This window comes from Nocardia sp. NPDC052112 (genome assembly GCF_040680135.1).
Taxonomy (GTDB): Bacteria; Actinomycetota; Actinomycetes; order Mycobacteriales; family Mycobacteriaceae; genus Nocardia.
Genome location: NZ_JBFAWD010000019.1, coordinates 118440 through 145008, shown reverse-complemented (window position 1 = coordinate 145008; position 26569 = coordinate 118440). Strand labels below are relative to the sequence as shown.

22 protein-coding genes and 2 tRNA genes are annotated in these 26569 nt (G+C 64.3%); 13 read left to right on the top strand and 11 right to left on the bottom strand.

Annotated features, from left to right (window positions below; translation table 11 throughout):
* The first annotated feature begins 14 nt into the window (after positions 1-14).
* Both trxA and AB0L58_RS31250 read left to right on the top strand, forming a co-directional pair.
* Positions 15-341: a thioredoxin gene (trxA, locus tag AB0L58_RS31255; protein ID WP_062981517.1), complete on the top strand. Its 327-nt coding sequence runs from the start codon at positions 15-17 to the stop codon at positions 339-341.
* A gap of 174 nt (positions 342-515) precedes the next feature.
* Positions 516-1712, top strand: coding sequence for an N-acetylmuramoyl-L-alanine amidase (locus AB0L58_RS31250; protein ID WP_364392248.1), 1197 nt, complete (start codon positions 516-518; stop codon positions 1710-1712).
* Between the two features lie 115 nt (positions 1713-1827).
* On the opposite strand, the gene AB0L58_RS31245 is transcribed toward AB0L58_RS31250, so the two are convergent.
* The 9 genes from AB0L58_RS31245 to rpmH all read right to left on the bottom strand — a co-directional run bounded on the left by AB0L58_RS31245 (position 1828) and on the right by rpmH (position 8990).
* Positions 1828-2559 (bottom strand): GNAT family N-acetyltransferase, encoded by a 732-nt coding sequence (locus AB0L58_RS31245; RefSeq protein ID WP_364392246.1) that lies wholly within the window; start codon positions 2557-2559, stop codon positions 1828-1830.
* 215 nt (positions 2560-2774) lie between these two features.
* Positions 2775-3803, bottom strand: coding sequence for a ParB/RepB/Spo0J family partition protein (locus AB0L58_RS31240; RefSeq protein WP_364392244.1), 1029 nt, complete (start codon positions 3801-3803; stop codon positions 2775-2777).
* 25 nt (positions 3804-3828) lie between these two features.
* Positions 3829-4836, bottom strand: coding sequence for a ParA family protein (locus AB0L58_RS31235; protein WP_364392241.1), 1008 nt, complete (start codon positions 4834-4836; stop codon positions 3829-3831).
* 578 nt (positions 4837-5414) lie between these two features.
* Complete coding sequence (rsmG, locus tag AB0L58_RS31230) at positions 5415-6149, bottom strand: 16S rRNA (guanine(527)-N(7))-methyltransferase RsmG (RefSeq protein WP_364392238.1); 735 nt, start codon at positions 6147-6149, stop codon at positions 5415-5417.
* A gap of 121 nt (positions 6150-6270) precedes the next feature.
* Positions 6271-6801: a protein jag gene (locus AB0L58_RS31225; RefSeq protein WP_364392334.1), complete on the bottom strand. Its 531-nt coding sequence runs from the start codon at positions 6799-6801 to the stop codon at positions 6271-6273.
* Between the two features lie 143 nt (positions 6802-6944).
* Positions 6945-8039: a membrane protein insertase YidC gene (gene yidC / locus AB0L58_RS31220; RefSeq protein ID WP_364392235.1), complete on the bottom strand. Its 1095-nt coding sequence runs from the start codon at positions 8037-8039 to the stop codon at positions 6945-6947.
* A 4-nt stretch (positions 8040-8043) separates the two neighbouring features.
* Entirely contained in the window at positions 8044-8397 is a 354-nt protein-coding gene (yidD, locus tag AB0L58_RS31215; protein ID WP_364392233.1) for a membrane protein insertion efficiency factor YidD, read from the bottom strand.
* Complete coding sequence (rnpA, locus tag AB0L58_RS31210; RefSeq protein WP_364392230.1) at positions 8394-8825, bottom strand: ribonuclease P protein component; 432 nt, start codon at positions 8823-8825, stop codon at positions 8394-8396. Before rnpA ends, yidD begins: the two co-directional genes overlap by 4 nt.
* A 21-nt stretch (positions 8826-8846) precedes the next feature.
* Positions 8847-8990 carry a 50S ribosomal protein L34 gene (gene rpmH / locus AB0L58_RS31205; protein WP_083898281.1) on the bottom strand — a complete coding sequence of 48 codons (144 nt, stop codon included), beginning with the start codon at positions 8988-8990 and terminating at the stop codon, positions 8847-8849.
* Positions 8991-9610: 620 nt separating this feature from the next.
* On the opposite strand from rpmH, the gene dnaA reads away from it, so the two are divergent.
* The 10 genes from dnaA (at position 9611) to AB0L58_RS31155 (ending at position 22210) form a co-directional block, all read left to right on the top strand.
* Positions 9611-11593 (top strand): chromosomal replication initiator protein DnaA, encoded by a 1983-nt coding sequence (gene dnaA / locus AB0L58_RS31200; RefSeq protein ID WP_364392228.1) that lies wholly within the window; start codon positions 9611-9613, stop codon positions 11591-11593.
* Between the two features lie 841 nt (positions 11594-12434).
* Positions 12435-13610 (top strand): DNA polymerase III subunit beta, encoded by a 1176-nt coding sequence (gene dnaN / locus AB0L58_RS31195; protein ID WP_364392225.1) that lies wholly within the window; start codon positions 12435-12437, stop codon positions 13608-13610.
* Between the two features lie 136 nt (positions 13611-13746).
* Positions 13747-14934, top strand: coding sequence for a DNA replication/repair protein RecF (recF, locus tag AB0L58_RS31190; RefSeq protein ID WP_364392223.1), 1188 nt, complete (start codon positions 13747-13749; stop codon positions 14932-14934).
* Between the two features lie 106 nt (positions 14935-15040).
* Complete coding sequence (locus AB0L58_RS31185) at positions 15041-15601, top strand: DUF721 family protein (protein ID WP_364392221.1); 561 nt, start codon at positions 15041-15043, stop codon at positions 15599-15601.
* Between the two features lie 411 nt (positions 15602-16012).
* Entirely contained in the window at positions 16013-18061 is a 2049-nt protein-coding gene (gene gyrB, locus AB0L58_RS31180) for a DNA topoisomerase (ATP-hydrolyzing) subunit B (protein ID WP_364392219.1), read from the top strand.
* Between the two features lie 47 nt (positions 18062-18108).
* A complete protein-coding gene (gyrA, locus tag AB0L58_RS31175) occupies positions 18109-20631 on the top strand; it encodes a DNA gyrase subunit A (RefSeq protein WP_364392217.1) in 2523 nt (840 codons plus the stop codon).
* Positions 20632-20829: 198 nt separating this feature from the next.
* Entirely contained in the window at positions 20830-21768 is a 939-nt protein-coding gene (locus AB0L58_RS31170) for a DUF3566 domain-containing protein (RefSeq protein WP_364392332.1), read from the top strand.
* A gap of 134 nt (positions 21769-21902) precedes the next feature.
* A tRNA-Ile gene (locus AB0L58_RS31165) sits at positions 21903-21976 on the top strand.
* 29 nt (positions 21977-22005) lie between these two features.
* Positions 22006-22113: a DLW-39 family protein gene (locus AB0L58_RS31160; protein ID WP_218007666.1), complete on the top strand. Its 108-nt coding sequence runs from the start codon at positions 22006-22008 to the stop codon at positions 22111-22113.
* Positions 22114-22137: 24 nt separating this feature from the next.
* Positions 22138-22210, top strand: a tRNA-Ala gene (locus tag AB0L58_RS31155).
* 977 nt (positions 22211-23187) lie between these two features.
* Here the strand turns inward: AB0L58_RS31155 and AB0L58_RS31150 are convergent.
* Both AB0L58_RS31150 and AB0L58_RS31145 read right to left on the bottom strand, forming a co-directional pair.
* Entirely contained in the window at positions 23188-24243 is a 1056-nt protein-coding gene (locus AB0L58_RS31150) for a hypothetical protein (RefSeq protein ID WP_364392214.1), read from the bottom strand.
* A 39-nt stretch (positions 24244-24282) separates the two neighbouring features.
* Positions 24283-24993 (bottom strand): YoaK family protein, encoded by a 711-nt coding sequence (locus AB0L58_RS31145; RefSeq protein ID WP_364392212.1) that lies wholly within the window; start codon positions 24991-24993, stop codon positions 24283-24285.
* Between the two features lie 155 nt (positions 24994-25148).
* Between AB0L58_RS31145 and AB0L58_RS31140 the strand changes: the two genes are divergently transcribed.
* Complete coding sequence (locus AB0L58_RS31140; protein ID WP_364392210.1) at positions 25149-26090, top strand: acyl-CoA dehydrogenase family protein; 942 nt, start codon at positions 25149-25151, stop codon at positions 26088-26090.
* The last annotated feature ends 479 nt before the right edge of the window (positions 26091-26569 follow it).

Here is a 26569-nt window from a genome sequence, read left to right as displayed (position 1 = left end):
ACAAGGAGATACCCATGTCCGAAAACACGGTCACCGTGACCGACGCGTCCTTCGCCGACGATGTGCTGCTCAGCGAGAAGCCGGTACTCGTCGACTTCTGGGCCGACTGGTGCGGCCCGTGCAAGATGGTCGCCCCCGTGCTGGAGGAGATCGCGGGCACGCACGCGGATAAACTGACCGTAGCCAAGGTGGATGTGGATGCCAATCCGGGCGTTGCCCGCGATTATCAGATCCTCTCGCTGCCGACTATGATGCTGTTTTCCGGTGGCAAGCCGGTCAAGCAGATCGTCGGCGCGAAGGGCAAAGCCGCCCTGTTGCGCGAACTCGACGGCATTATCTGACGTATTCGTCAAAGGAACGCCGTCATTCGACGACGCGCCGTAGGATGCCTGGACGCCGGGAATTGCTGAATTCCGGTCCGGGTCTGAGACAATCGACCGACCTCCGGTCGTGCGAGGGTGTTAGCCATCGCATGAGTGGGTACCCGGGTTGACGGAAGGAAAGGGCTCTCACGCATGCACCGACTTCGTCACGGCGATACCGGTCCAGCCGTCGCCGAGGTTCGGAGCACCCTGGCAAGTCTCGGTTTCCTGCATACGCACTCCGCCGCGGCAGATCACGCTGATGCGCGAGAGTACTGGAAGGACACCGACGCTTCCTTCGATCGCCAGCTCGACTCGGCGGTTCGCGCCTTTCAACAGCACCGCGGACTGCTGGTCGACGGGGTCGTCGGGCCGGCTACCTACCGTGCGCTCAAGGAAGCCTCCTATCGCCTGGGTGCCCGCACGTTGATCTACCAGCTGTCCGCGCCGCTCTACGGCGACGATGTCGCAACGCTGCAGCGCCGGCTACAGGACCTCGGTTTCTACGTGCACCGCGTCGACGGTTACTTCGGCCCGCACACCCATGAGGCACTCACCGCATTCCAGCGGGAGATCGGCTTGGCCGCGGACGGCATCTGCGGTCCGGATACGCTGCGCTCGCTGGAACTGCTCGGGGCACGCGTCACCGGCGGCAATCCGCATCGGATCGCCGAGGAAGAGGTCGTGCACCGGGCCGGGCCGCAGTTGACCGGTAAGCGGATCGTCATCGATCCCGGCCTCGGCGGTCCGGACAAGGGCTTCGCGGTGCCGACCGAATACGGCGATGTCTACGAGTCGGAGATCCTCTGGGATCTGGCCAGCAGGCTGGAGGGCCGAATGGCCGCCACCGGCATGGAAACCTTCCTGTCGCGGCCGTGGGGTGCCAATCCGACCGATGCCGAGCGTGCCGACACCTCCAATGCGTTCGACGCCGATCTGATGATTTCGCTGCGTTGCGCGAACAACCCGAGCCCGTCCGCCAACGGTGTCGCGAGCTTCCACTTCGGCAACTCGCACGGGTCGGTGTCGATGATCGGCCAGGTGCTGGCCGGCTTCATCCAGCGTGAGGTCGTCGCGCGAACTTCGTTGCAGGACTGCCGAACTCACGCGCGCACCTGGGATCTATTGCGGCTCACCAAGATGCCGACGGTCCAGGTCGATATCGGTTATCTCACAAACGAATACGACGCGTCGGTGCTCACCAATCCGCGGATGCGCGATGTGATCGCCGAGGCCATCCTGATCTCGGTGAAGCGGCTGTATCTGCTCGGCCAGGACGATCAGCCAACGGGCACATACACTTTCGCTGAACTACTGGCTGAGGAATTAGCCGCCGCGGACCGTATGTAGCTGATTACCTTCTGGATCAATAAAATACGAACAAGCCGAAGTACTTCCGATACGAGTGCGCCCCTGCCGACAAAGACCGTCAGCGGGGGCGCACGTTTGTTGTTCGTGCAGAACTTCAGGGTGCTCCGACGCGGAAGGGCACCGTCAGCGAGGCCGCGGCGAGCAGCTGATCGAGCGCGCGCTCCACATCTTCCTTCCAGCCGTGATCGGAGTTCAGCTCCAAACGCAGCCGAGGGAAACGATGGTGCGGCGCCACCACTTCGAAGCCCACGTCCTCGAGGAAGTCGGCCTCGATCATGCAGGTCTCCGGCGAGCATTCGGTCGCCTTACCTGCCGAGGCGGCATCCCGGACCGGTGACCCGATCCGCTCCATCAACCGAATCGAGCCGAGCGAACGATCCGACATCGCGGTCGCCGGGGGATCGGTGCGAATGCCGAAGGCCTCCAGCGCACGTACACCGCGACGCACCAGATCGGCTACCACGGCCGTCATGAGGCGCGTGGCTATGTCGGCATCCTGATAGGGGAATTCGGCCCGCAGCGTGGTCAGGAGGACCGCATCCGGGCTGACCGGCGAGGTGGGGAAGAGACCGGCACGCGGTACCGCGCTGGGTGGCGAATACAGCGCACACCCTGCGACATTTCCGTCCACATTCGCGACCTGCCCGCATGAACCCCACTCCAGCATGACCGTGGAGAGCCAGGCCTCCTTCTCGAAGACCGGGTCACTGAACTCACGGGAGGTCGCGGCCACGGCCGGATCGATCTCCCAGAACACGCAACGCCGCGCATGCGCGGGTAGTTTGTCGAGTCCGCCCAGGGTTAGTGCTGTGACGCTGGTCGACACCGCTCTGCTCAGCCTCCAGCTATCCGATTCATCCACACTCACGCTGCATTCACTCGCCAGCAAGAATAAGCGATCAAAGCGAACCCGCCTCATTCCACGTCGCTGTGCTGTTGGTAAGGAGCCCCTCCGTAGGCCGTTTTCGGCGCCGTCACAGTGACGTTTCGGTGCTGAACACATTGCCTACCGGAAACACACGGCTATTTTTGCCACTTCTGTCACTTGCCGAGCTGCTGCTGCTCCATCATGCCCACGATGCGTTCGAGGTCTTCGACCGAACCGAATTCGACGACGATCTTGCCCTTCCGCTTGCCGAGGCTCACTGTGACGCGAGTGTCGAATGATTCCGACAGCCGCTCGGCCACATCCTGCAAACCCGGCATATGAATCGGCTTGCGCCGGGGGGAAGGGGGAGTGGCAGTATCCGGATCCCGGTTCGCCAGGGTGACGGCTTCCTCGGTGGCCCGGACCGACAATCCCTCGGCCACGATGCGGGCGGCGAGTACCTCTTGGGCGTCGGCGCCTGCCTCGAGACCGAGCAGCGCGCGAGCGTGCCCAGCGGAAAGCACGCCGGCCGCGACCCGGCGCTGCACCGGGATCGGCAGTTTCAACAGGCGAATCATATTCGTCACGACAGGGCGGGAACGACCGATTCGTGCGGCCAACTCCTCGTGAGTGACATCGAATTCCTCGAGCAGCTGCTGATAGGCCGCCGCCTCTTCGAGTGGATTCAGCTGTACCCGATGGATGTTCTCCAACAGGGCGTCCCGCAACATCGCGTCGTCCGCGGTCTCACGAACAATGGCCGGAATCGCCGCGAGCCCGGCCTCCTGGCAAGCGCGCCAACGTCGCTCGCCCATGACGATCTGATACTTGTCCACCCCCGGTTCCAGCCGACGCACCACGATGGGCTGCATCAGGCCGAATTCCTTGATGGAATGCACCAGCTCGGCGAGCGCCTCTTCCTCGAAGACGTGGCGCGGTTGCTTGGGATTCGGTTCGATCTGCTCCGGCGGAATTTCGCGATAGGTCGCACCGCCATCCGACAGCTGCTCGTCACTGGGGTCGGGGACCCGATGCAGGAAGGCGGAGGCCGGTTGCGGACCGATCGGATCGATGCCGATGACGACATTGGCTGCGGCACTGCCGAGTCCCGGTGTGGCACCGAGTCCCGGTGTGACTGCCGGCCCCGTCGGAATCAACGCGGCAAGTCCGCGGCCTAGCCCGCCCTTCTTCGCCTGAGTCATCGGTTACCGACCCTTTCCTCGTTCGTCATTGCGCGTGCTCTGCCGCACCCGGCCGGACCACCGACCGCGCGGCCATCTCGCGACCGGCGTCCAGATAGCTCATCGCACCCCGGGAGCCTGGATCATAATCGAGCACCGTCATGCCGTAGCCCGGTGCCTCGGAGACCTTCACGCTGCGGGGGATGACCGACTTCAGCACCACATCGCCGAAGTGCCCACGCACCTCCTCGGCGACCTGGTCGGCCAACTTGGTCCGGCCGTCGTACATCGTGAGAAGCACCGTCGACACATGTAGTTCGGGATTCAGATGCGCCTGCACCAGACCGATATTGCGGAGCAGCTGCCCGACACCCTCCAACGCGTAGTACTCGCACTGGATCGGGATCAGCACCTCCTTGGCCGCGACCATTGCGTTGACGGTGAGCAGACCGAGCGACGGCGGGCAGTCGATCATCACGTAATCGATGTCGTACCCGGCGATATTGGCCTCCTGGATGGCGGCCTTGAGTCGTCCCTCCCGGGCCACCATGGAAACCAATTCGATCTCGGCACCGGCCAGATCGATGGTCGCTGGGATGCACAGCAGGCGATCGCTGTGCGGGCTCTGCTGAATCGCATCCATCACCGACACCTCGCCGATGAGGAGTTCATAACTCGACGGAACCCCCGAGTGATGTTCGATGCCCAGGGCGGTGCTGGCATTGCCCTGGGGATCGAGGTCGATCACGAGAACCGTCATCCCGGTATGCGCCAGGGCGGCCGCGAGATTCACGGCGGTTGTCGTCTTACCGACGCCCCCCTTTTGATTGGCGATGGTGATGATCCGTTGCTCGTGCGGTTTCGGCACTGTCACCTTTCCTGGATGCAATATTTGGCTTGCACGTTGGGCTTCGGCCGCTATCGGGGTCTCACTGGGGGAGATGTGCCCGAACGGTGTGCTTCCAAATGCCTCCGCATCGAAGGTGCTGGAGTCCAGCATCCCCGGCACGCGCGACGTTGTTTCCCGTGAAACATTCGCCGGACCGCTCGACATAGACAGCTCCTAACGCGAGAACCTCAGATCACGTGCGCCCGACCGAATTCGGCGCCGCGTCATCACTAGCTGTGTCGGATCGAAGTTGATGCTCGACCGGAACCGCGTCGCCCGATCGACCGAGCGGAGCTCCCATCGATGTGACATCAACATCCCTCCGTGGCATCAACGCTCACGCCCGACGCACACTAGCTTGCCAGCACTCAGCGGGATAAGAAAGTTGAATCGCGGCAATACGCAAAGGACACGCGAATCTGCGTCGAATCATGCCGCCGCGAACAAGATTGATACGCCCGATTCGCTGTTTCACATGAAACATGAAGCCCGAGACCAACACCGAAGTCCCGTTTCACATGAAACATCGGGCACGTCTCGGAGTCGACTCCACCTATCGCGGAGCGGAAGCGATATCTCACACCGAGCGCTCTCGCGTCCAATGAGCCTTGCGCAATGGGGATAATCGATTTCCTCACCCGATGGCACCAGATTCAAAACGTCACGTGAAGTTTCGTCTTGATGCCTGCAGCAAGACGGGGCACTCGAGCGCATGTTTCACATGAAACATCGCCTCGAATCGGCTACTGCTGCTTCGGCTTCCGCGCCGACCTACCGGACCGACGAGACGGGCGCGCGGCGCGCGGTAGCCGCTCGGCGCTGATCACCAGAGTCGGGGTGGAGACGAGTCCGGCGCCGCACTCCAGCACGGTCGCATTCCCTGCGCCCGCCTTAGCCAATGCCTCACCATCGCGCTCGAGTTCTTCGGCCGCGCTGACTCCCTTGAGCGCGAGCATCCGTCCGTGATCACGCAATAGGGGAATGGACCACTGTGCCAACTTCGCCAGCGGTGCGACCGCGCGCGAGGTCACCACATCCGCGCCGCCCGCTTCCTTCGTCACGCCCGACTGCTCGGCCCGGCCGCGTACCACGGTCACATCGAGTCCGACCGCCTCGATGAATTCGCTCAGAAAGATGGTGCGGCGCAACAGCGGCTCGACCAAGGTGATTCGGAGATCCGGGCGCGCAATCGCCAATGGGATTCCGGGCAGTCCGGCACCGCTGCCGATGTCGACCACGGTGGCGCCCTCCGCCATTAATTCACCGACCACCGCACAGTTGAGAATGTGTCGATCCCAGAGCCGTGGCACCTCTCGGGGACCGATCAGTCCGCGCTCGACGCCTGCGGCGGCGAGGGCAGCACAGTACCGACGCGCGAGATCCAGCCGGTCTCCGAAAACCACCGCAGCCGAGGCTGGGGGCTCCAGCTCATTCGGCAACGCGGTGATGCTACCGAGATCTCGTTCCACGTGAAACATCCTTCCGAACTCGAGTCGATCAGTGCGGCTATAGGGCCGGGGGGAGGGGGAGCGCATCCGAGACATAAAGAGGGCCCTCGGTCCGAAGACCGAAGGCCCTAATCCAATCACAGCGCGCGATTCAGACAGGCACCACGACAACGTGCCGGTTGGGCTCGACGCCCTCGCTCTCGCTGCTGACACCGTCGACGGCGGCCACCGCGTCGTGCACGATCTTCCGCTCGAACGGAGTCATCGGCGCCAACGGCTCCGACTTACCGGATTTCAGCACCCGCTGTGCGGCGGCGGTACCGAGTGCACTCAACTCCGAGCGACGTTTGGCCCGCCAGCCCGCCACATCGAGCATGAGTCGACTGCGCACCCCGGTGGCCTGCTGCACGGCCAGGCGGGTCAGCTCCTGCAACGCGTCGAGCACCTCGCCGTTACGGCCCACCAGCTTCGAGAGATCGCGGCCGCCATCGATGCTCACGACCGCGCGGTCACCCTCGACATCGAGATCGATATCGCCATCGAAGTCGAGCACATCGAGCAGCTGCTCGAGGTAGTCGCCCGCGATTTCGCCCTCTTCGATGAGGGCTTCCTCGGCATCGTTGGCGGCGTCGGTGGATTCGGCCCCCGCATCGGCTTCACGACCGTCCGCGTCGTTCACCATCGTCGTCGCCACTGTGGCGTCCCCTCCGTCGGTTTCAACAGTCATTTGATTTCCTTCATCTGCTCATCGCGCGCGACCGGCGACCGGCGCCGATCGGAGAACGCGAACAGGGTTGCTCAGAGATCCCGCAGGCGCGCGAGGTGTCAGCGCCGTCGCTTCTGGTTGGGCCGCCCACGGTTACCCGGTCGCTTCTGCCCGCCCGAGCGCCGTTGCCCCGCCTTGGTCGGGGATTTCGCGGTGCCATTCGTCGACGGTGCCGCGTCGACCGCGTCAACGGCATCGGCATCCGCATCGACGGGTGTTGCGTCGGAGGGTGACTGCTTCTTCTTGACATTGACCGGCTTCGCACCGGGCTTGGGCGCGTTCTGTGCGCGCTGCTCCAGCTTCTGCTGCTTTTTGACTTCCTCTTCCTTCGCCATGCGGCCGAAGACGAGGTGTTGCTGTCCGTAGGTCCAGATGTTATTGGAAACCCAGTAGAGCAGGATGGCGATCGGCAGGAACGGACCACCGACGAGCACACCGAGCGGGAACACCCACAGCGCAAGCTTGTTCATCATGGCCGACTGCGGATTGGCCGCGGCCTCCGGACTCTGCCGGGCAACCGAGGCGCGCGCATTGAAGTGCGTCGCCAGACCGGCGATCACCATCAGCGGGATAGAGACCAGCGCGATGCTCAGCTTGGTCGGCACGCCGCCGTAATCGGCGAAGGCTTGCAGCTGGCTCGGCGGGCTGGTGATGTAGGCCGAGATGGGGGCACCGAAGATGCGTGCGCTCAGGAAGGACTGGACATCGGCGGCGCTGAAGACATAGTTCGGCGTATGCGCATTGTCGAAGGCCGACATGCTGAGCTGGCCGATACCGGTGCCGGTGCGGTTGAACGAGCGCAGCACATGGAACAGACCGAGGAAGACCGGCACCTGGGCCAGGATCGGCAGGCAGCCCATCAACGGGTTGAAACCGTGATCCTTCTGCAGCTTCTGCATCTCGGTCGCCATCTTCTGGCGATCGTTCTTGTACTTCTTCTGCAGCTCTTTGATCTGGGGCTGCAGCTCCTGCATCTGCTTGGTGGTCCGCACCTGCTTGACGAAGGGCTTGTAGAGCACCAAGCGCAGCGTGAACACCAGGAACACCACGGCGAGTGCCCAGGTGAGTCCGTTGTCCGCGCCGAACGCGAACCCGAAGACCCGATGCCAGAACCAGAGGATCCAGGACACCGGATAGTAAATGAAGTCGAGCACGGCTCTATGCACTCCCGTCGTTCGTATCGCCGATCACCGCGCGCGGTGATCCTTTACAAGCGTGTGGCGCCGACTCTTGCCGGTCGGCGGCTGGCCCGTTCCGTTCGCGCGTTTTTCGCTCCGGAACGGGATCCCACCCACCAGGGTGCCAGGGTGCGCATTTCGCCAATCGCACGACCGTCAATCCGAGGCCGACGAACAGGCCGCGGGTGCGCAACGCGGTCACCGCGTACTCGCTACATGTCGGGGTGAAACGGCACACCGGCAGGCGCATGGGGGAGACATATGTCCGGTAGAGCTCGATCAGGAAGATCACCGTGTTCGCGGGTAGCCGAGCAACGGTGGAGCGCGCACTCATCCCGCACCGGCCACGGTAGCCGATGGGCGGACGATATCGAGCTTGCGCAGCGCGCCACGCAGCTGGCGGAGCAATTCCGTCGAGTCGGTGATCGCGGCGCCGGGCAATGCGCGGATGACGATATCGGCATCAGCGGGCAGCTCGGCGATCACCTGAGCGCACATATGACGCAGGCGGCGGGCGACGCGGTGTCGAACCACCGCGTTGCCCACCGCCTTGCTGACAATCAATCCGAACCGCGGACCGCCCACGCGGACCAACGATCCGGCCTCAGCTGCATCGCTTCGTCGTCCACTCGCGCCCATGATTCCGTCATACCCGTGCACGAGCGCGTGTACGACCAGATCTCGCCTCCCGATTCGCTGGCCGCGGCGCACCGTCCGGGAGAAGTCGGCACGATGATGCAACCGATACGGCTCAGGCAACACCCGAGCGTCCGAGAGCGAGGATCAGGCAGTGAGGGACTTGCGGCCCTTGCCGCGACGCGCGGAAACGATGGCGCGGCCAGCGCGGGTGCGCATCCGGAGACGGAAGCCGTGGACCCGCGCCCGACGACGGTTGTTCGGCTGGAACGTCCGCTTGCCCTTGGCCACGGTCAACACTCCTCGAGTAGGTGGGCACCGTTCGGCGCCCAAAGCTTGTCAGTGATACGTCTTTGCGCGATGAATCACGAGGCGGTCATCATCGATGCGCGTCGGTCCTGGCGCACGAGGTCGATACGACCTGACACGGTCAGCACAGGACCGCCACCGCACCAAGGGGTGACTGTACGAGGGTACTGATCGGCAAAGTGCGGGTCAAACTCGGCCCACCCGTTCGGCGGCCTGCTCGGTACCGCTGCACGGGAGTGACGCATCCTGGGTATAACCGTGAGTTCGTCCACACCCCTAGCCGTCGACCGGTGCACCGACTACGGTACGTAGCCAGAAGATTGCTACAGAACCGCAGGTCCAGGCCATATAGTGGCTGAGCGCAACCTCGTTTCACATTTCCCCAGGGTTCTCCACATCTGTGGATAATTGTGTGGAAAGACCCCTGGAGTGGCATATTCGTAGGGCCGACGGTGCCACGCCGCCGCCCGGATGGGGGACCTGGGCTGCGTTCGAACCGGTTACGGACGTACGCGGAATCACAAACATCGGCTCAGCCATGGCCGATACTCCGCAGGCTCCGACCGTCTGCTCCTATCGCCTACTTCCGGGGAGGAAACTGCATGGACGACGAGCAGAACGTGTTGGCCACCGTGTGGCCGGAGGTGGTCGCCGAGCTCACCGCCGGCTCGGCCGATGGTGCCATCCCGCCGGTGTCCCGGGCACAGCAGGCCTGGCTCAAACTGGTCAAGCCGCTGACGGTGGCGCAGGGTTTCGCCTTGCTCTCGGTGCCATCGTCGTTGGCCCAGGAGGCCATCGAACGCGATCTGCGCGAACCCATTCTGCGTTCCCTCGGCCGTCGGCTCGGTCCACAGGTCGAGGGCCTCGGCGTCCGGATCGCGGCGCCGGCGACGCAGCCGACCGAACGGCCCGGCAACAATCCGCGCCACGCACGCATGACGAGTCGGCCCGAGCGTGGCCGCGACAGCGGTCGCGGTCCGGCCGGCTATCCCGCCCCCGACTATCCCGGACGCAACGACTACGCACCGCCGCGTTATGCACAGCCCAGCGACTACCCGGCGACGCCCGAATACTCCGCCGGACCGGACTACTCGTCGGCACCCGACTACGAGCCCGCGCCCGAATATGCGGGCGCAGCGGAGTACCTGCCGGTGCCCGGATACGAAGTGCCGGGCGAGTACCCGACGGACGAATACCCGACCCGTGGCGACTATCCGAGCCAGACCAATGGCGAACGGCAGGAGCCGTCACCCGCGCCCCGACGCGAGTCCGGGCTCCCGCCGCGACGCGATTCCGTACCGCCCGGCCAGGAGTCACTGTTCAATCCGGAACCGACACCGGAACCGGTGCGGGCGCAGGGCCGTGCGCCGATGCGTGAAGCGGCGCCCGCGCGGGAATCCCGGCCGAACGCCGATCCGGCCATCGTGGCCGCACACGAATCGGTCCGCGAGCCGATCTCGGACAGCTCGCACGACGACGAACCGGTCGTCAATGTCCGCAATTCGTGGCCCACCTACTTCACCAAGTCGCAGGAGAACCCGGCACCGTCGAATTCCTCGGCGAGTCTGAATTCGAAGTACACCTTCGAGACGTTCGTCATCGGTGCATCCAATCGCTTCGCGCACGCAGCGGCGGTCGCGATCGCGGAGGCGCCCGCGCGCGCCTACAATCCGCTGTTCGTCTGGGGCGCCTCCGGTCTGGGCAAGACCCATCTCCTGCACGCGGCCGGACATTATGCCCAGCGGCTGTTCCCAGGCATGCGGGTGAAGTACGTATCGACCGAGGAATTCACCAACGACTTCATCAACAGCCTGCGTGACGACCGCAAGGTGGCATTCAAGCGCCGCTACCGCGAGACCGACATTCTGCTGGTCGACGACATTCAGTTCATCGAGGGCAAGGAAGGTATCCAGGAAGAGTTCTTCCACACCTTCAACACCCTGCACAACGCCAATAAGCAGATCGTGGTGTCCTCCGACCGACCGCCCAAGCAGCTGGCCACGCTGGAGGAGCGGCTGCGGACCCGGTTCGAATGGGGGCTGATCACCGATGTGCAGCCGCCGGAGTTGGAAACCCGCATCGCGATTCTGCGCAAGAAGGCGCGGATGGACCGACTCGATGTTCCGCACGATGTGCTCGAGCTCATCGCCAGTCGGGTCGAGCGCAATATTCGCGAGTTGGAGGGTGCGCTGATCCGGGTGACGGCCTTCGCCTCGCTGAACGGCCAAGCGCTGGATCTGCCGTTGGCCGAGGTCGTACTGCGCGATCTCATGCCGGATACCACGACGTTGGAGATCAATGCGGCGACGATCATGGCCGTCACCGCTGAATACTTCAACACCACGCTCGAGGAGCTGACCGGGCCGGGTAAGGCCCGGCCGCTGGCCCAGGCGCGTCAGATCGCCATGTATCTATGCCGGGAACTGACCGATCTATCGCTACCCAAGATCGGCCAGGCCTTCGGTCGTGACCACACCACGGTCATGTACGCGGAGAAAAAGGTACGCAAGGAGATGACCGAGCGGCGGCGCGTATACGACCAAGTACAAGAACTAACAGCCCGGATTAAACAGCGTTCGCGCTGATCGGTACTAACACCCCGGCACCGCCTCTGACCTGGGGCGGTGCTTTTCTATGCCCTGTGGAGTCCTCGAGGAATTCTTGTGGAGTCCTCGAGGAAACTCCGAGTTGTGCACCGGTTCGTCCACAGGCTGTGCGCGCGATCGTGGATCCGTTGCTAACAGGGGTGGAATCAACAGAGTCCACAGGCGGCCGCACACACAGGCCCTGACCAGCGACGGGCTCGGTCAGCGGCTTGTGGAATCCTCGAGGAGTCCATGTGGAGTCCTCGAGGATTCCACGAGCTGTCCACGATTCGGTGCACATGTGTGAACAACCTCGTGAATCAGGTGGAACAACTCGAGGAGTGCTCGAGGATGAATGGGGAACAAACGCGCAACGTCCACAACCCCCATCCGTTCATCCTCGAGTCACCCCGCAGTCATCCCCACCGCACCACGCCCCCGGACCTGCGGATTCAGCCGCAGTCCACAGATTCCACAGTGCCTACTACTACTTCAGTTCTTCTTCTTGAAGATCTCTCTTCAAAACAGGATGTGTGGAAAGTCGATCGGGGAACATCGGTAACCGAGCCACTCATCGAGACAAGCAAGGACAAGAGAGCGGGACATCTCCGTGTGATTCACCCGCACCTGTTCTCCTTGCCCGATATTTCGGAGCGCGGATCGTGTTCGCTACACAGAACGACCGGAGGGTCGGGCTAGGTTCAGCTGGTCCGGACGAGTACGGTTCAATGTCGGTCGCCTATGCCAGACTGCAAGGTGGCAGGTACAGCACCCCCTATTTCGAGAATCAACGCTGACGAGCCGACAGAGATCACGGAACCGGGAGAGGACAGATCGGGCGATGGAGCTGGCGAGTATGAAGTTTCGGGTCGCCCGAGAGGATTTCGCCGAGTCCGTTGCGTGGGTGGCGCGCAGCCTCCCGTCGCGGCCTCCGGTTCCGGTACTCGGCGGCGTACTACTCGTGGCGGGCGAGGACGGACTCACCGTCTCCGGCTTCGACTACGAAGTCTCCGCGCAGATGCGCGTAGCGGCCGAGGTCGCTGGACCTGGTGAGGTGCTGGTCTCCGGTCGACTGCTCGCCGACATCACCAAGGCACTGTCCAATAAGCCGGTGGATGTCGCTGTCGACGGCACCCGCGTGCTGATCACCTGTGGTAGCGCGAAATTCTCATTGCCGACCATGCCGGTCGAGGACTATCCCCAACTGCCCGAGGTGCCCCAGCAGACCGGTGAGCTGAGCGTCGATGTTTTCGCCGAGGCCGTCGGACAGGTCGCGGTCGCCGCGGGTCGCGACGACACCCTGCCGATGCTCACCGGTATCCGGGTGGAGATCGAGGGGCCGCAGGTCGTGCTCGCGGCCACCGACCGATTCCGGTTGGCGGTCCGGCACATCGAATGGCAGCCCACCCGCACCGATATCGAGACCTCGGTGCTCATTCCGGCTCGGACGCTGTCGGAGGCGGCGAAGACACTCGGCCCGTCCGATGCCCCCGTGCAGCTTTCGCTCGGCACCGGCAGTGGTGCGGACGGTCTGCTCGGCATCGTGAACGCGGGCCGCCGGACCACCACCCGACTGCTCGACGCGGAATTCCCCAAGTTCCGGCAATTGCTCCCCAAGGAGCACACCTCGATCGCCACCCTGCAGGTCGCCACGCTGACCGACGCCATCAAGCGCGTCGCGCTGGTCGCCGAGCGCGGTGCCCAGGTGCGACTGGAATTCACCGACGAGGGATTGCTGCTCTCGGCGGGTGGCGATGACGCGGGCCGCGCCGAGGAGTGGCTGGAGGCCGAATTCCGCGGTGAGGCACTGACAATCGCGTTCAATCCGGGCTATCTCATCGACGGACTCTCCGCGCTGCACGCCGATCGGGTCACCTTCGGCTTCACCACGCCGAGCCGTCCCGCGGTGCTGCTGCCCGCGAGCGACGAGGAACCCAAGGTGACGGAGTCGGGCGCGTTCGCCGCGCTGGAGAGCCTGTACATCTACCTGTTGATGCCGGTTCGGTTGCCGGGCTGAGCATCGGCGGCGATGCGATTTATCCACAGTTCGTCCACAGACAGTGGATGGACCACAAGATGTTGTGGTCTAGGCACGATTCGTTGCCAACGGCGGCGGAAAACGGCGATTACGACGGCCGGAGCGGAGTAGACGGGTGTTCATCAGGACGCTGTCACTGCGCGACTTCCGCTCGTGGGAGCACGCCGAGCTCGAATTATCCCCAGGCCGAACGGTTTTTCTCGGGGCCAATGGCAATGGCAAAACAAACCTGCTCGAGGCGGTCGGCTACCTCGCCACCTTGGGCTCACATCGGGTCGCCGCCGACGCACCGCTGATCCGGATCGGCACCGAACGCGCCAGGATCGGCGCGACCGTCGTCAATGCGGGCCGCGAATTGCGCGTTGATCTCGAGTTGAACCAGGGCGCCGCGAATCGCGCGCAGATCAACCGATCTCCGGTGCGCAGGCCGCGGGAAATCCTCGGCATTCTGCAGACGGTCCTCTTCGCACCGGAGGATCTCGCCCTGGTTCGCGGAGATCCGGGGGAACGGCGGCGCTTCCTCGACGAGTTGTGCACAGCCAGATTGCCGCGGCTGGCCGCCGTGCGCGCCGACTACGACCGGGTGCTGCGGCAGCGCGCCGCCTTGTTGAAATCCGCTGGGCGCCAGGCCCGCTCGAAGGCGGAACTCAGCACGCTGGACGTATGGGACGGACATTTGGCGATACACGCCTCGGTGCTGCTCGCCCAGCGACTGCGCCTGGTACACGATCTGTATCCCTATCTCGCACAGGCGTACTCGTCGATCGCGCCCGAATCACGCCCGGCCACAATCGGCTACCGCAGCGCGAGCTTGCCGCCGGAGTTCCTGGATCCGGCACGCGCGCCGGAGCCCGATGACGTCGCGGCGCTCGAGGCGAATATGCTGCGGGAATTGGCGGCGGCGCGGCCGAAGGAATTGGAACGTGGAGTCTGCCTGGTCGGCCCGCACCGGGACGAACTTGATCTGATGCTCGGCACCGCCCCCGCGAAAGGCTTTGCCAGCCACGGTGAGTCATGGTCGTTCGCGCTGGCACTGCGGCTGGCGGCCTTCGAACTGCTACGCGCCACCGGCGCCGAACCCGTGCTGCTGCTCGATGATGTATTCGCCGAACTCGATCGCCGTCGACGCAGTGCACTCGCCGAGGTCGCGGCCGGTGCCGAACAGGTGCTGATCACCGCCGCAGTCCCCGAGGATGTGCCCGCGGAACTTTCCGCGGTTCCGCTTCGGGTGGAAACGAACGGCGGTGCGGACGGCCGGATCTCCCGGATCGTCGACCGGGAATCCGACGCCGCCACCGGTTGATCGCGCCCCGTCGGGGCCTTCTCACGTCGGTAAGATCAGCCGCGATTTGCAATGCGACGCGTCGGCAACCAATGCGCGAACGGCGGCAGGGAGAAGGGCGGACCAGGTGAGCGATCCGACAGCGTCGAATACTTCCGGATCCGAGCCGGAACCGGAGCTCCGCGGTATCGATTTGGCGCGGCGCGCGCTCGAAGAGGCGCGGGCGGCAGCCAAGGCCAGTGGTAAATCGGTGGGGCAGGGCCGAGCATCGCCGCGTCGGCTGCGCACCGGAGCCCGCCGCCGCACCGGCTGGTCGGGCGCGCGGCCCGATGACCGTGACCCGCAATTGCTCTCGAGCCTGGCCGGTGTCATCGCGAAGAACCGGGGCTGGTCGGCCAAGGTCGCCGAGGGCATGGTCTTCGGCCGCTGGGCCGGCGTGGTCGGTGAGGACATCGCCGCGCATGCGACTCCGATGACATTGAAGGACGGCGTGCTGGCCATTGCCGCCGAATCCACGGCATGGGCCACCCAACTGCGCATGCTGCAAGGTCAGATCCTGGCGAAGATCAATGCGGCGGTGGGACAGGGCGTGGTCACGTCCTTGAAGATCACTGGTCCGGCGGCGCCGAGCTGGCGCAAGGGCGAGCGGCATATCAAAGGCCGAGGTCCGCGGGACACCTACGGATAAGCCGTGGTCGCGGCGCATTGATCGGTTTCACGTGGAACGCCCTGGGCACTATCGAGCGAGTTCGCACCGTAGGCTGAACCGTGTAGTGGTCACCCACTCGGCAGCCCGTGATTGCGGCTCCGCCGCACAGGTAACTCTCAGGCCGAATCTGATGGACTCAAAGGGGTTGAAGGCGGAACCGACCCGCGCTCGACCGATTTCTCGCATCCACGGAGCCGTCAGGGGTGTCGTAGGTGCATTGTGGCTTGGGTCTACCAGTAGGATGGTGGGGTAACTAGCGGCGAACCTTCGGCGCGTTCCGTACAGCCCGCGCATGGGCCCGTATTTCACGACCAGAAATCTGAAACCGGGCCCCACGTGTGCTGCCGATCGCTGCGCCAAGGATCAGCAAGTAAGGAGAGCTACCGACCAGTGGCTGCCAAGGACTCCAACGCATCGGGCTCGACCAACGCGACATCGGGTAAGCAGGACTACGGTGCCTCCTCCATCACGGTTCTGGAAGGCCTGGAGGCGGTCCGCAAACGCCCGGGCATGTACATCGGCTCCACCGGCGAGCGCGGCCTGCATCACCTGATCTGGGAAGTCGTCGACAACTCCGTCGACGAGGCGATGGCCGGCTACGCGAGCAAGGTCGAGGTGACCCTGCTCGCCGACGGTGGTGTGGAAGTGGTCGACGACGGCCGCGGTATCCCGACCGATATGCACGCGCAGGGGGTGCCCACCATCGAGGTCGTCATGACCCAGTTGCACGCCGGTGGCAAGTTCGACGGAGAATCCTACGCGGTGTCCGGCGGTCTGCACGGTGTCGGCATCTCGGTGGTGAACGCACTGTCCACCCGCCTCGAGGCCGACGTGAACTATGGCGGTTACCACTGGACGCAGGAGTACAAGGACGCGAAGCCCGGCAAGCTCATCCAGGGCGAACCGACCAAGCGCACCGGTACCACGATCCGGTTCTTCCCGGACCCGGATATCTTCGAGACGACCACCTTCAGTTTCGAAACAGTCGCGCGTCGCTTGCAGGAGATGGCGTTCCTGAACAAGGGACTCACCATCACCCTCACAGATCAGCGGGTACATGAAGGTGATGTCACCGATGAGGTGGTCAGCGAAACCGCCGAGGCGCCTAAGCACCTCGACGAGGGCACCCCAGCCGCTGAGCCGAAGGTGAAAGCCCGGACCTACCACTATCCGGGTGGCCTCGAGGACTTCGTCAAGCACATCAACCGCACCAAGCAGCCGATCCACAACTCGCTCGTCTCATTCACCGGCAAGGGCACCGGTCACGAGGTCGAGGTTGCGATGCAATGGAACTCGGGTTATTCCGAGTCCGTCCACACCTTCGCCAACACCATCAACACCCACGAGGGCGGTACACACGAGGAGGGCTTCCGCGCGGCGCTCACCACGGTGGTGAACAAGTACGCGAAGGATAAGAAGCTGCTCAAGGAGAAGGAGGGCAACCTCACCGGTGACGACATCCGGGAGGGGCTGGCCGCCATCGTGAGCGTGAAGATCGCCGACCCACAGTTCGAGGGGCAGACCAAGACCAAGCTCGGTAATACCGAGGTGAAGTCGTTCGTCCAGCGCACCTGCAACGAGCACATCTCACACTGGTTCGAGGCCAATCCGGCCGATGCGAAGACCATTGTTCAGAAGGCGGTTTCGTCCGCGCAGGCCCGGGTGGCGGCGCGTAAGGCCCGGGAGTTGGTGCGGCGCAAGTCCGCCACGGATATCGGTGGCCTGCCCGGCAAGCTGGCCGACTGCCGATCCAAGGATCCGAGTAAGTCCGAGATCTACATCGTGGAGGGCGACTCCGCCGGTGGCTCGGCCAAATCCGGCCGCGATTCGATGTACCAGGCGATCCTGCCGCTGCGCGGCAAGATCATCAATGTCGAGAAGGCCCGTATCGACCGCGTCCTCAAGAACAACGAGGTGCAGTCGATCATCACCGCCTTCGGCACCGGCATCCACGACGAATTCGATATCGCCAAGCTGCGGTATCACAAGATCGTGCTGATGGCCGACGCCGATGTGGACGGCCAGCACATCTCGACCCTGCTGCTCACCCTGCTGTTTCGCTTCATGCGGCCGCTGGTCGAGCACGGGCACGTGTACCTCGCGCAGCCGCCGCTGTACAAGCTCAAGTGGCAACGGTCCGATCCGGAGTTCGCCTACTCCGATCGCGAGCGCGACGGCCTGCTCGAGGCGGGTCTCGCCGCGGGCAAGAAGATCAACAAGGACGACGGTGTCCAGCGCTACAAGGGTCTCGGCGAGATGAACGCCAAGGAGCTGTGGGAGACCACCATGGATCCCTCGGTGCGGGTACTGCGTCAGGTCACCCTGGACGATGCCGCCGCGGCCGACGAGCTGTTCTCCATCCTGATGGGTGAGGACGTCGAGGCACGTCGCAGCTTTATCACCCGCAATGCCAAGGACGTTCGCTTCCTCGACGTGTAACCGGCGTGACGCGTAATTCCACGTCCGGTGCCAAAGGAGACTTTTAGATGACTGAAACCACCCTGCCACCCAACGGCGGAGCGGGTGACCGGATCGAGCCGGTCGATATCCAGAACGAAATGCAGAGCAGCTACATCGATTACGCGATGAGCGTGATCGTCGGCCGCGCGCTGCCCGACGTCCGCGACGGCCTCAAGCCGGTACATCGCCGCGTGCTCTACGCGATGTACGACAACGGCTACCGGCCCGACCGCGGCTATGTGAAGTCCGCCCGTCCGGTCGCCGAGACCATGGGTAACTACCACCCGCACGGCGACGCGTCGATCTACGACACCCTCGTGCGCATGGCCCAGCCGTGGTCGCTGCGCTATCCACTGGTCGACGGCCAGGGCAACTTCGGTTCCCGCGGCAACGACGGCGCGGCCGCCATGCGGTACACCGAGTGCCGCCTGACCCCGCTGGCCATGGAGCTGCTGCGTGAAATCGACCACGAGACGGTCGATTTCACGCCGAACTACGACGGTCGCTCGCAGGAGCCGACGGTTCTCCCCAGCCGGGTGCCCAACCTGTTGATGAACGGCAGCAACGGCATCGCGGTCGGCATGGCGACCAATATCCCGCCACACAACCTCAACGAGTTGGCCGAGGCGATCTACTGGGCGCTGGAGAACTACGACGCCGACGAAGAGGCGACCCTGGCCGCCTGTATGGAACGGGTCAAGGGTCCGGACTTCCCTACCTACGGCCTCATCGTCGGCAATCAGGGCATCCAGGATGCCTACACCACCGGTCGCGGCTCGATCCGCATGCGCGGTGTTGTCGAGATCGAAGAGGACAACCGCGGACGCACCACGATCGTCATCACCGAACTGCCGTACCAGGTCAACACCGACAACTTCATCAACTCCATTGCGGAGCAGGTGAAGGACGGCAAGATCGCGGGTATCTCCGATATCCACGACGAGTCCTCGGACCGCGCGGGTATGCGGATCGTGGTCACCATCAAGCGCGACGCTGTTGCCAAGGTGGTGCTGAACAACCTCTACAAGCACACCCAGCTGCAGACCAGCTTCGGCGCCAATATGCTCTCGATCGTCGACGGCGTGCCGCGCACGCTGCGCCTGGATCAGATGATCCGGTTCTACGTCGAGCATCAGTTGGAAGTCATCGTTCGGCGTACCAGGTACTTGCTGCGCAAGGCCGAGGAACGGGCGCACATCCTGCGCGGTCTGGTCAAGGCACTCGACGCGCTGGACGAGGTCATCGCGCTGATCCGGCGTTCGGCCAATACCGACACCGCGCGCACCGGCCTGATGCAGTTGCTGGATATCGACGAGATCCAGGCCACCGCCATCCTCGATATGCAGCTGCGCAGGCTGTCGGCCCTGGAGCGGCAGAAGATCATCGACGAGTTGGCCAAGATCGAGGCCGAAATCGCCGACCTCAAGGACATTCTCGAAAAGCCGGAGCGGCAGCGCGCGATCGTGCGTGACGAACTGGTCGAGATCGTCGAGAAGTACGGCGACGAGCGACGCACCAAGATCGTGGCCGCTGACGGCGATATGGCCGATGAGGATCTCATTGCCCGCGAGGACGTGGTCGTCACCGTCACCGAGACCGGTTACGCCAAGCGCACCAAGACCGACCTGTACCGCAGCCAGAAGCGCGGCGGTAAGGGCGTGCAGGGTGCGGGCCTCAAGCAGGACGACATCGTCAAGCACTTCTTCATCAGCTCCACGCACGACTGGCTGCTGTTCTTCACCAATAAGGGCCGGGTGTACCGGGCCAAGGCCTATGAATTGCCCGAGGCCAGCCGGACCGCGCGCGGTCAGCACGTCGCGAATCTGCTGGCGTTCCAGCCGGATGAGAAGATTGCCCAGATCATCCAGATCAAGGGCTACGAAGATGCGCCCTACTTGGTGCTCGCCACCAAGAACGGCCTGGTCAAGAAGTCGAAGCTGTCCGACTTCGATTCCAACCGCAGCGGCGGCATCGTCGCGGTGAACCTGCGCGACGATGACGAATTGGTCGGTGCCGTGCTGTGCTCGGCCGATGACGATCTGCTGCTGGTGTCGGCGCGCGGCCAGTCGATCCGCTTCTCCGCCACCGATGAGGCACTGCGTCCGATGGGCCGCGCCACCTCCGGTGTGCAGGGCATGCGGTTCAATGCCGACGATGAACTGTTGTCGCTCAATGTGGTTCGCGCCGACACCTATCTGCTCGTCGCGACCTCCGGCGGTTATGCCAAGCGGACCGCGATCGAGGAGTACACCCCGCAGGGGCGTGGCGGTAAAGGCGTATTGACTATCCAATACGACACCAAGCGTGGCACCCTGGTCGGTGCGCTCATCGTCGACGACGAGGATGAGTTGTATGCGATCACGTCCGGCGGCGGCGTTATCCGGACGGCGGCGAAGCAGGTTCGTAAGGCTGGACGACAGACCAAGGGCGTGCGATTGATGAACCTCGCCGATGGCGATACGTTGCTTGCTATCGCGCGCAATGCCGACGAACCCGATCCTGATTCGATCGTCGGCGGAGACGGCGACACCGGTTCCTCTGAGCAGTAACCCCATAGCGGCGGCAACGAACGGATCTAAGGATTCCCATTGACCACGAATCAGCCGAACGACGAGCGGCACCAGACGAACGGTGTAACCGAACGGATCGCACCGTCACCGATTCCGCCGCGGCCGATCCCACGGCCGGTCGCATCGGCCGAGAACGGCCAGCCGAGTAGCCCGCAGGGAGGGGCCCAGCCGCACGAAATGCACGGCCAGCAAGGCGAAGTCGCGTTCAGCGCGCCGGAGCCGAAGTCGGGTGCGGATGGGCCGGAGGCTTTCGGTCCGCGGGCGGCTCGGCCGGGTAACTCCGGCGAGTCGGTCGCCCCGGAGGCAGGCGACCGCTCGGCATCGAACGGCGGCGGCCAGTCGCCCTTCCAGGAGGGTTGGTCGCAGCTGCCGCAGCGGGAGCCGCAGTCGAACCTCTACCGCCCCGGACAGTCGCCGGTGACCGGTCGCCCGAATTCCACCGGCGGTGGCCTCGGTGGCGGTGGTGGGCTCAGCGGTGGCGGCGGTGGTGGCGGTCTCGGTGGCGCCGGTCTCGGTGGCGGCAATGCCCGTACCACCGCGGATCTCGCGGCCAAGGCGGCGCGCAAGGAGGCGGCGATGGTGAAGTCCGTCGGCATCGACGGACCAACCCGCAGCATCGCGCGCCCGGAACTGATCAAGGACATGCCGGACCTGTCCGAGATCCGGCACCCGCTGCCGGTCGAGGCCCCGGGCCCGCAGGCCGTACCCGTCTCGCCCGCGGTTCCGGTCGCCGTCGCGGCGGCTGTCGCCTCTGGTGAGCCATTGCGGGCCACAGTGCAGATCCGCCGGATCGACCCTTGGTCGACCTTGAAGATCTCGCTGGTGATCAGCGTGGCCATGTTCTTCGTATGGATGCTCGCGGTTGGTCTGCTCTACATCGTGCTCGAGGGCATGGGTGTATGGGAGCGGCTCAACAGCACCTTCACCGATATGGTCTCCTCCGACAGCGGCGGTGTCGGTTTGGTCGATGCCGGCTCGGTATTCGGCTACGCGGGCGTCATCGGACTGATCAATGTGGTGCTTTTCACCGCATTGGCGACCGTTGGTGTCTTCATCTACAACCAGTGCTGCGACCTGGTCGGCGGTATCCAAGTAACCTTGGCCGACCCTGACTAGAATGGCATCCGTGCGGCCGGTCGCTGTCCTAGAGCAGGGCGGTGACCGGCCGTTTTGGTCATCGGCGGGCGGGTAAGGTAATCTCGTGCCTCGGTTCGGTTAGCAGCTCCGGCGGGTAATCCGAACGAGAATAAGGGCCTATAGCTCAGGCGGTTAGAGCGCTTCGCTGATAACGAAGAGGTCGGAGGTTCAAGTCCTCCTAGGCCCACTCCCGAATATCACAGTAGGGTGGGAATCATGAAAATTCTTCTCACGGTCGGTGTCGTTGTCGCGGTTCTCATTGGAATCACCAAACTCCGCAAACGCGACGATGCGGATCTGTGGCACGAAGTCACCACCCGCTGAACTGTCTTCGGACGGTAGGGATTCGGGGCCTTAGCTCAATTGGCAGAGCACTGCCTTTGCAAGGCAGGGGTTAGGGGTTCGATTCCCCTAGGCTCCACTCGATAACAGGCTCATGCTCACGGAGAGCGTGAGCCTTTTCTCGTTTCGCGTGTTTTTTGGGGGCGAAGCCCCCGAACCCCACCCGGAGGGGCTTCGCCCCCGGACCCCCATACCTGGTGCGCCTGTCCGGATGATGCGCTCAGCCTCGGTCCCTCAGCCTGGTTTGCCTGTCCGGATGATGCGCTCAGCCTCCGGATCCTCCGCCTGGCGCGGCATGTCCAGATGCTGTGCTCGAACCCGGACCGCCGACGCTGGCGCTGTTCAGATGTTGTGCTCGGACCGAGACTCTCCGCACCTGGCTCGCCTGCCGGATGTGGCATTGGGCCCTCGACATCCGGCTCTTCGGTCCGGATGTCGCGTTCAACCCTGGGACCTTGGTTTGCCAGCCCGGATATCGCGATCGGCGGTGGTCGGTCACACCTGGCGCGCTTGGTTGGATGCCGCGCCTGGCCACTTGGTTGTGATTGCGTGTGTTGGGTCGGCACTTGGTGCGCTCTGGGGGGGCGGGGCGCGGCGGATGAGATTGTTGAGAACTGTGGCTTGTCGAGGTTGTCGGGTTCCGCCCAGGGCTCGGCGGCGTTGTTCTTGTCGTGGTGGTGTGGAGGCGGATGGGGGAGGGCGGTAAGGCCGCGGATCAGCAGGCTTTTTCGCCATGTCAGGGTTGTTGGCCGGTGCATTTACTGGGATGCGGGCCAGTGGGCGGGGTGAGGGCGACGGTGGCTTCTGTGCGGTCCAGGGCGGCGCCGAGGCCGAGTCATCGACGAGGACTGCGGTCACGGAATTCGTCCTTGTCCGCGCCCGGCACCTCGAGCAATTCGCAGATCACCGAGATCGGCACCGGGAATGCATAGCTGTCCAGCAGGTCGGCGGCTCGGGGGTGGTCAGGTCGTCGAGCAGCGTGTCGGCGATCTGCTCGATTCGAGGTCCGAGATCTCGGATGGCCCTGCGGATATCCGAACCGAGTCCCGGCAGGATTCACAGGGCGACCGAGGCCTGCTTCAACTGGGTGAGCATTGTTGCATCGGGCCAGAAGCGGGCTTCGAATCGAATGGGGGACATGGCGGGAATCGGTGTGAGGCCGGTTATTTCGAGGGCCGCGGTGAGTGGGACGGTACAGACGGGAACCGCGTTGTTGTCGGCGTCGGTGCTGGCGAACATGATGTAGTCGGCGGCGGGGAGCAGATAGTCGACGCCCTTACCCCAGACGGTGTAGGTGTAGGGGCGGGTGTCGGTGCCTGCCAGCTTGATCTCGCCGACTATGGCCATATCCAAACCGTGGCGGGTGAATTCGAGGTCGCGTTCGAGCGCCCGGTTGAGCCAGTGGGCCTGGACGGCGTATTCCCACATGGCCAGGCGATATCCCGCGCGGACGGCGGTCGGGTGTTGTTCGTGTCGGCCCGCGCGGTCGAAGGGGACAACGGTGTCATCCCCGTCGAGGGTGTAGCCCTGGGGTGAGAGGCGGTGGCGTGCATCCACATACTGCTGCTCGACTTGGCGGTAGATGCGGGCGAGCAGGTGTGGGATATCGGGTACCACGATCAGGGTGTCGATATCGGGCATGAAGACGACGGGGCGGCGGCCGGCGTAGCGGCGGCTGAAGCTCGCCAACCAGCCTGGGGCGAGTGGCCAGGAGGTGAGGTACGCGCTGCCGTCGCGATCGGTGCGGGTGAGGATGGCATTGCCGCGTGGATTATGGGGCTGCGCAATGGCTTCCAGATTTTCGCGGGCCGCCGCGAATACCTCGTCGGCCGAGACCGGCCAAAGCTCCAGGGTCGAGTAGTTGATGACCGATCGCGCATTCGGCAGATCGATCGCGACCAATTCGTCGACGAACGGGAAGGCCGGGCGGCTGACGAACCGGGTGTCGATTTCGGCGGCCTCGGGCCAGCGGTGCAGCAGATCGTCTCGCGCGGCCTGTTTGTAGGTCGTCGGGCGCAGAATCGGCCGCAATAGCGGTCGGACTTCGGCCCAGTTGCCGTGTTGTGTAAGTGCCGCAAGGTGATCCGGCGTTGGATCCTCGAAACTCCACACCGCACAACCGTATCCGTCGTTTCGACGGCGCGCACGGGGTCAGCTCTGCGTGGGCGGGCCGTGGCGGTCCAGGTGCAGGTAGGTGTAGCAGGTAGTGATCAGGCACACCACGGTGGCCGTGATGAGCATGGCCCAGCCTGCGACGATCAGGCTCAGCAGTCCACCGAGCAGTGCACCCGCACAGAAGGCGGCATAGAGCAGGAAGTAGCCGAGCCAGTCCGTGTAATCGCCACCGCCGATGTGACGTTCGATGCCCTGGGCCAGCTTGACGAGGGTGCCGGTGACATAGCTGAGCGGAACCGAGACCTCGCCGTCCTTGACGAATGAGGTGTTGAGCGCACCGACGCCGAAGGCGACGAACAGGATCGGGATGAGGTCGATATTGGTGGCGTTCGTCGCCCAATAGATGACGCCGTCGACCAGCGATGCCACGGCGAGGCTGAGTGTGGTGAGCAGGGTCGGGCCGTGCGGATGGCCCGACCAGTAGTGCCTGCGGCACCAGGAGGCCACCACCACGCCGGCGAGGAAGGAGAACAGCAGCAGGGCCGCGGCGATGGCGAGATGGGGTTCGTCATGGAAATAGCCGACTACGGCGCGTTCGGTATTGCCGGTCATGAACGTGACGAAGTAGCCCTCGGTATGCATGAAGGCCGCGCCTCCGATGAGACCGGCCAGTGCGGCGAGTACCCACGACAGCCGCGCCTCGGCGTCGTAGAGTGCCTTTCGGCGCGCGAGATCTGGTTTCGTCACTGGTCAGGCTCCTCGTGAGGGGAATGACGAGTCAGTGATACCCGGCGATCCTGAGATTCTGCTGTTGCATCGCCGACGTTGCGGATAAGGATTGCGCGGTGGTCGCTGGCTTCCTGGATGCGAGCAGGACGACGGCTCTCGGTTAGCGTGCACGGGTGGACTCTGTGTTCGACTACCTGTTGACCGAGGCGCTCGATCCGACACCGCTCGCATCGGTCACCGACGCGTGGACGCGGCATCGGGCGGCCGCCGAGCGTTTCGACACCACGATCGATATCGCGATCGCCGGAGGATTCGGTGCGGACCGACTGGGTTTCGCATTCGTGTCCGGATATCAGCAGGCGCTGCGCGCGCTGCTGCCCGAACTCCCCGTCGACGAGCTGGTCGCGGTCTCCGCGACCGAGGCGGGTGGCGCGCATCCGTCGGCGATCACGACCCGGGTGACCGAAACCGACGGGAGCTGGCGGGTGAACGGCACCAAGACCTTCACCACCTTGGGAATACTCGCACGGCGGTTGTTGGTCATCGCCAGCACGGGCACGGCGGCCGACGGCCGCAACCGGCTGCGCGCGGTGCTCGTCGATACGGCACAGCCTGGCGTCAGTGTGACGAATCTGCCTCGGGTACAGTTCGCTCCCGAAATCCCACACGCCTCGGTGATATTCACCGATGCCGCCGCTACGCCGCTGCCTGGTGACGGGTACTCCGATTACCTCAAACCGTTTCGCACAATCGAAGACGTCCATGTGCTCGCGGCCACGCTGGGCTGGCTGGTGCGGGTCGGGCGCGCGTCCGGCTGGCCGCGGGCGACGCTGCAGCGGTTGGTCGCGGCGGTGGCCTTCGTACGTGGCCTCGATATGGATCGGCCGACCGCGCCCGGCGGACATATTGCACTGGGTGGCGCGTACGCGTGTTTCGAGCAGATGCTGACGGAATTGGAGCCGCTGTGGGCACAGGCCGATCCGGTGGTTCGCGAGCGGTGGGAGCGGGATCGTCGGCTGCTGGCGACCGCCGGAAAGGTACGGGCGCAACGGTTGACGGCGGCCTGGCTGTCGGTGGGTATGGCGGAGAATCCAGCGGTGCCGACAGATAGCTGAGTGGGCTGACCTGCCCCGGAAATGGGGAGCGGGCCTCGGCGAAGGGGGGGAGTTAGCCGAGGCCCGCGTAAGGTCGGCCCGGGGGGGGAGGGGCCGACGTGAATGATCCTACGCGATGATCCGAGATTGTGTGCGCGTGGGGGATCGCCACTTTCCAAGATTTTTCTAGACGGCTCACCTGCGGCAGGTGCAGGCGCCGCCCAGGTAGCCGGACCGGTCGGTTATCGGCCCGCGCGGCGGTTCCCTGACTGTTGTCAAAAATGTTGTCGCGCAGGGTTTTCCGGCCGCCGCCGGAGTTCACGATCCGGTCGAGACATATATGAAAACCATGCCGACCGGTTGCTGCGTGCCCGGAGTCGCTCCTCGGGTTCGTCGTGTTGACGGCAGATTCGGTCGGATTTGCCGCGTGTCGTTCCGGCGCGGGCATGTCGGGGCGCATGGATACCGAGTACCGGTCGAGCCCGAATCGGGTAGTGCGC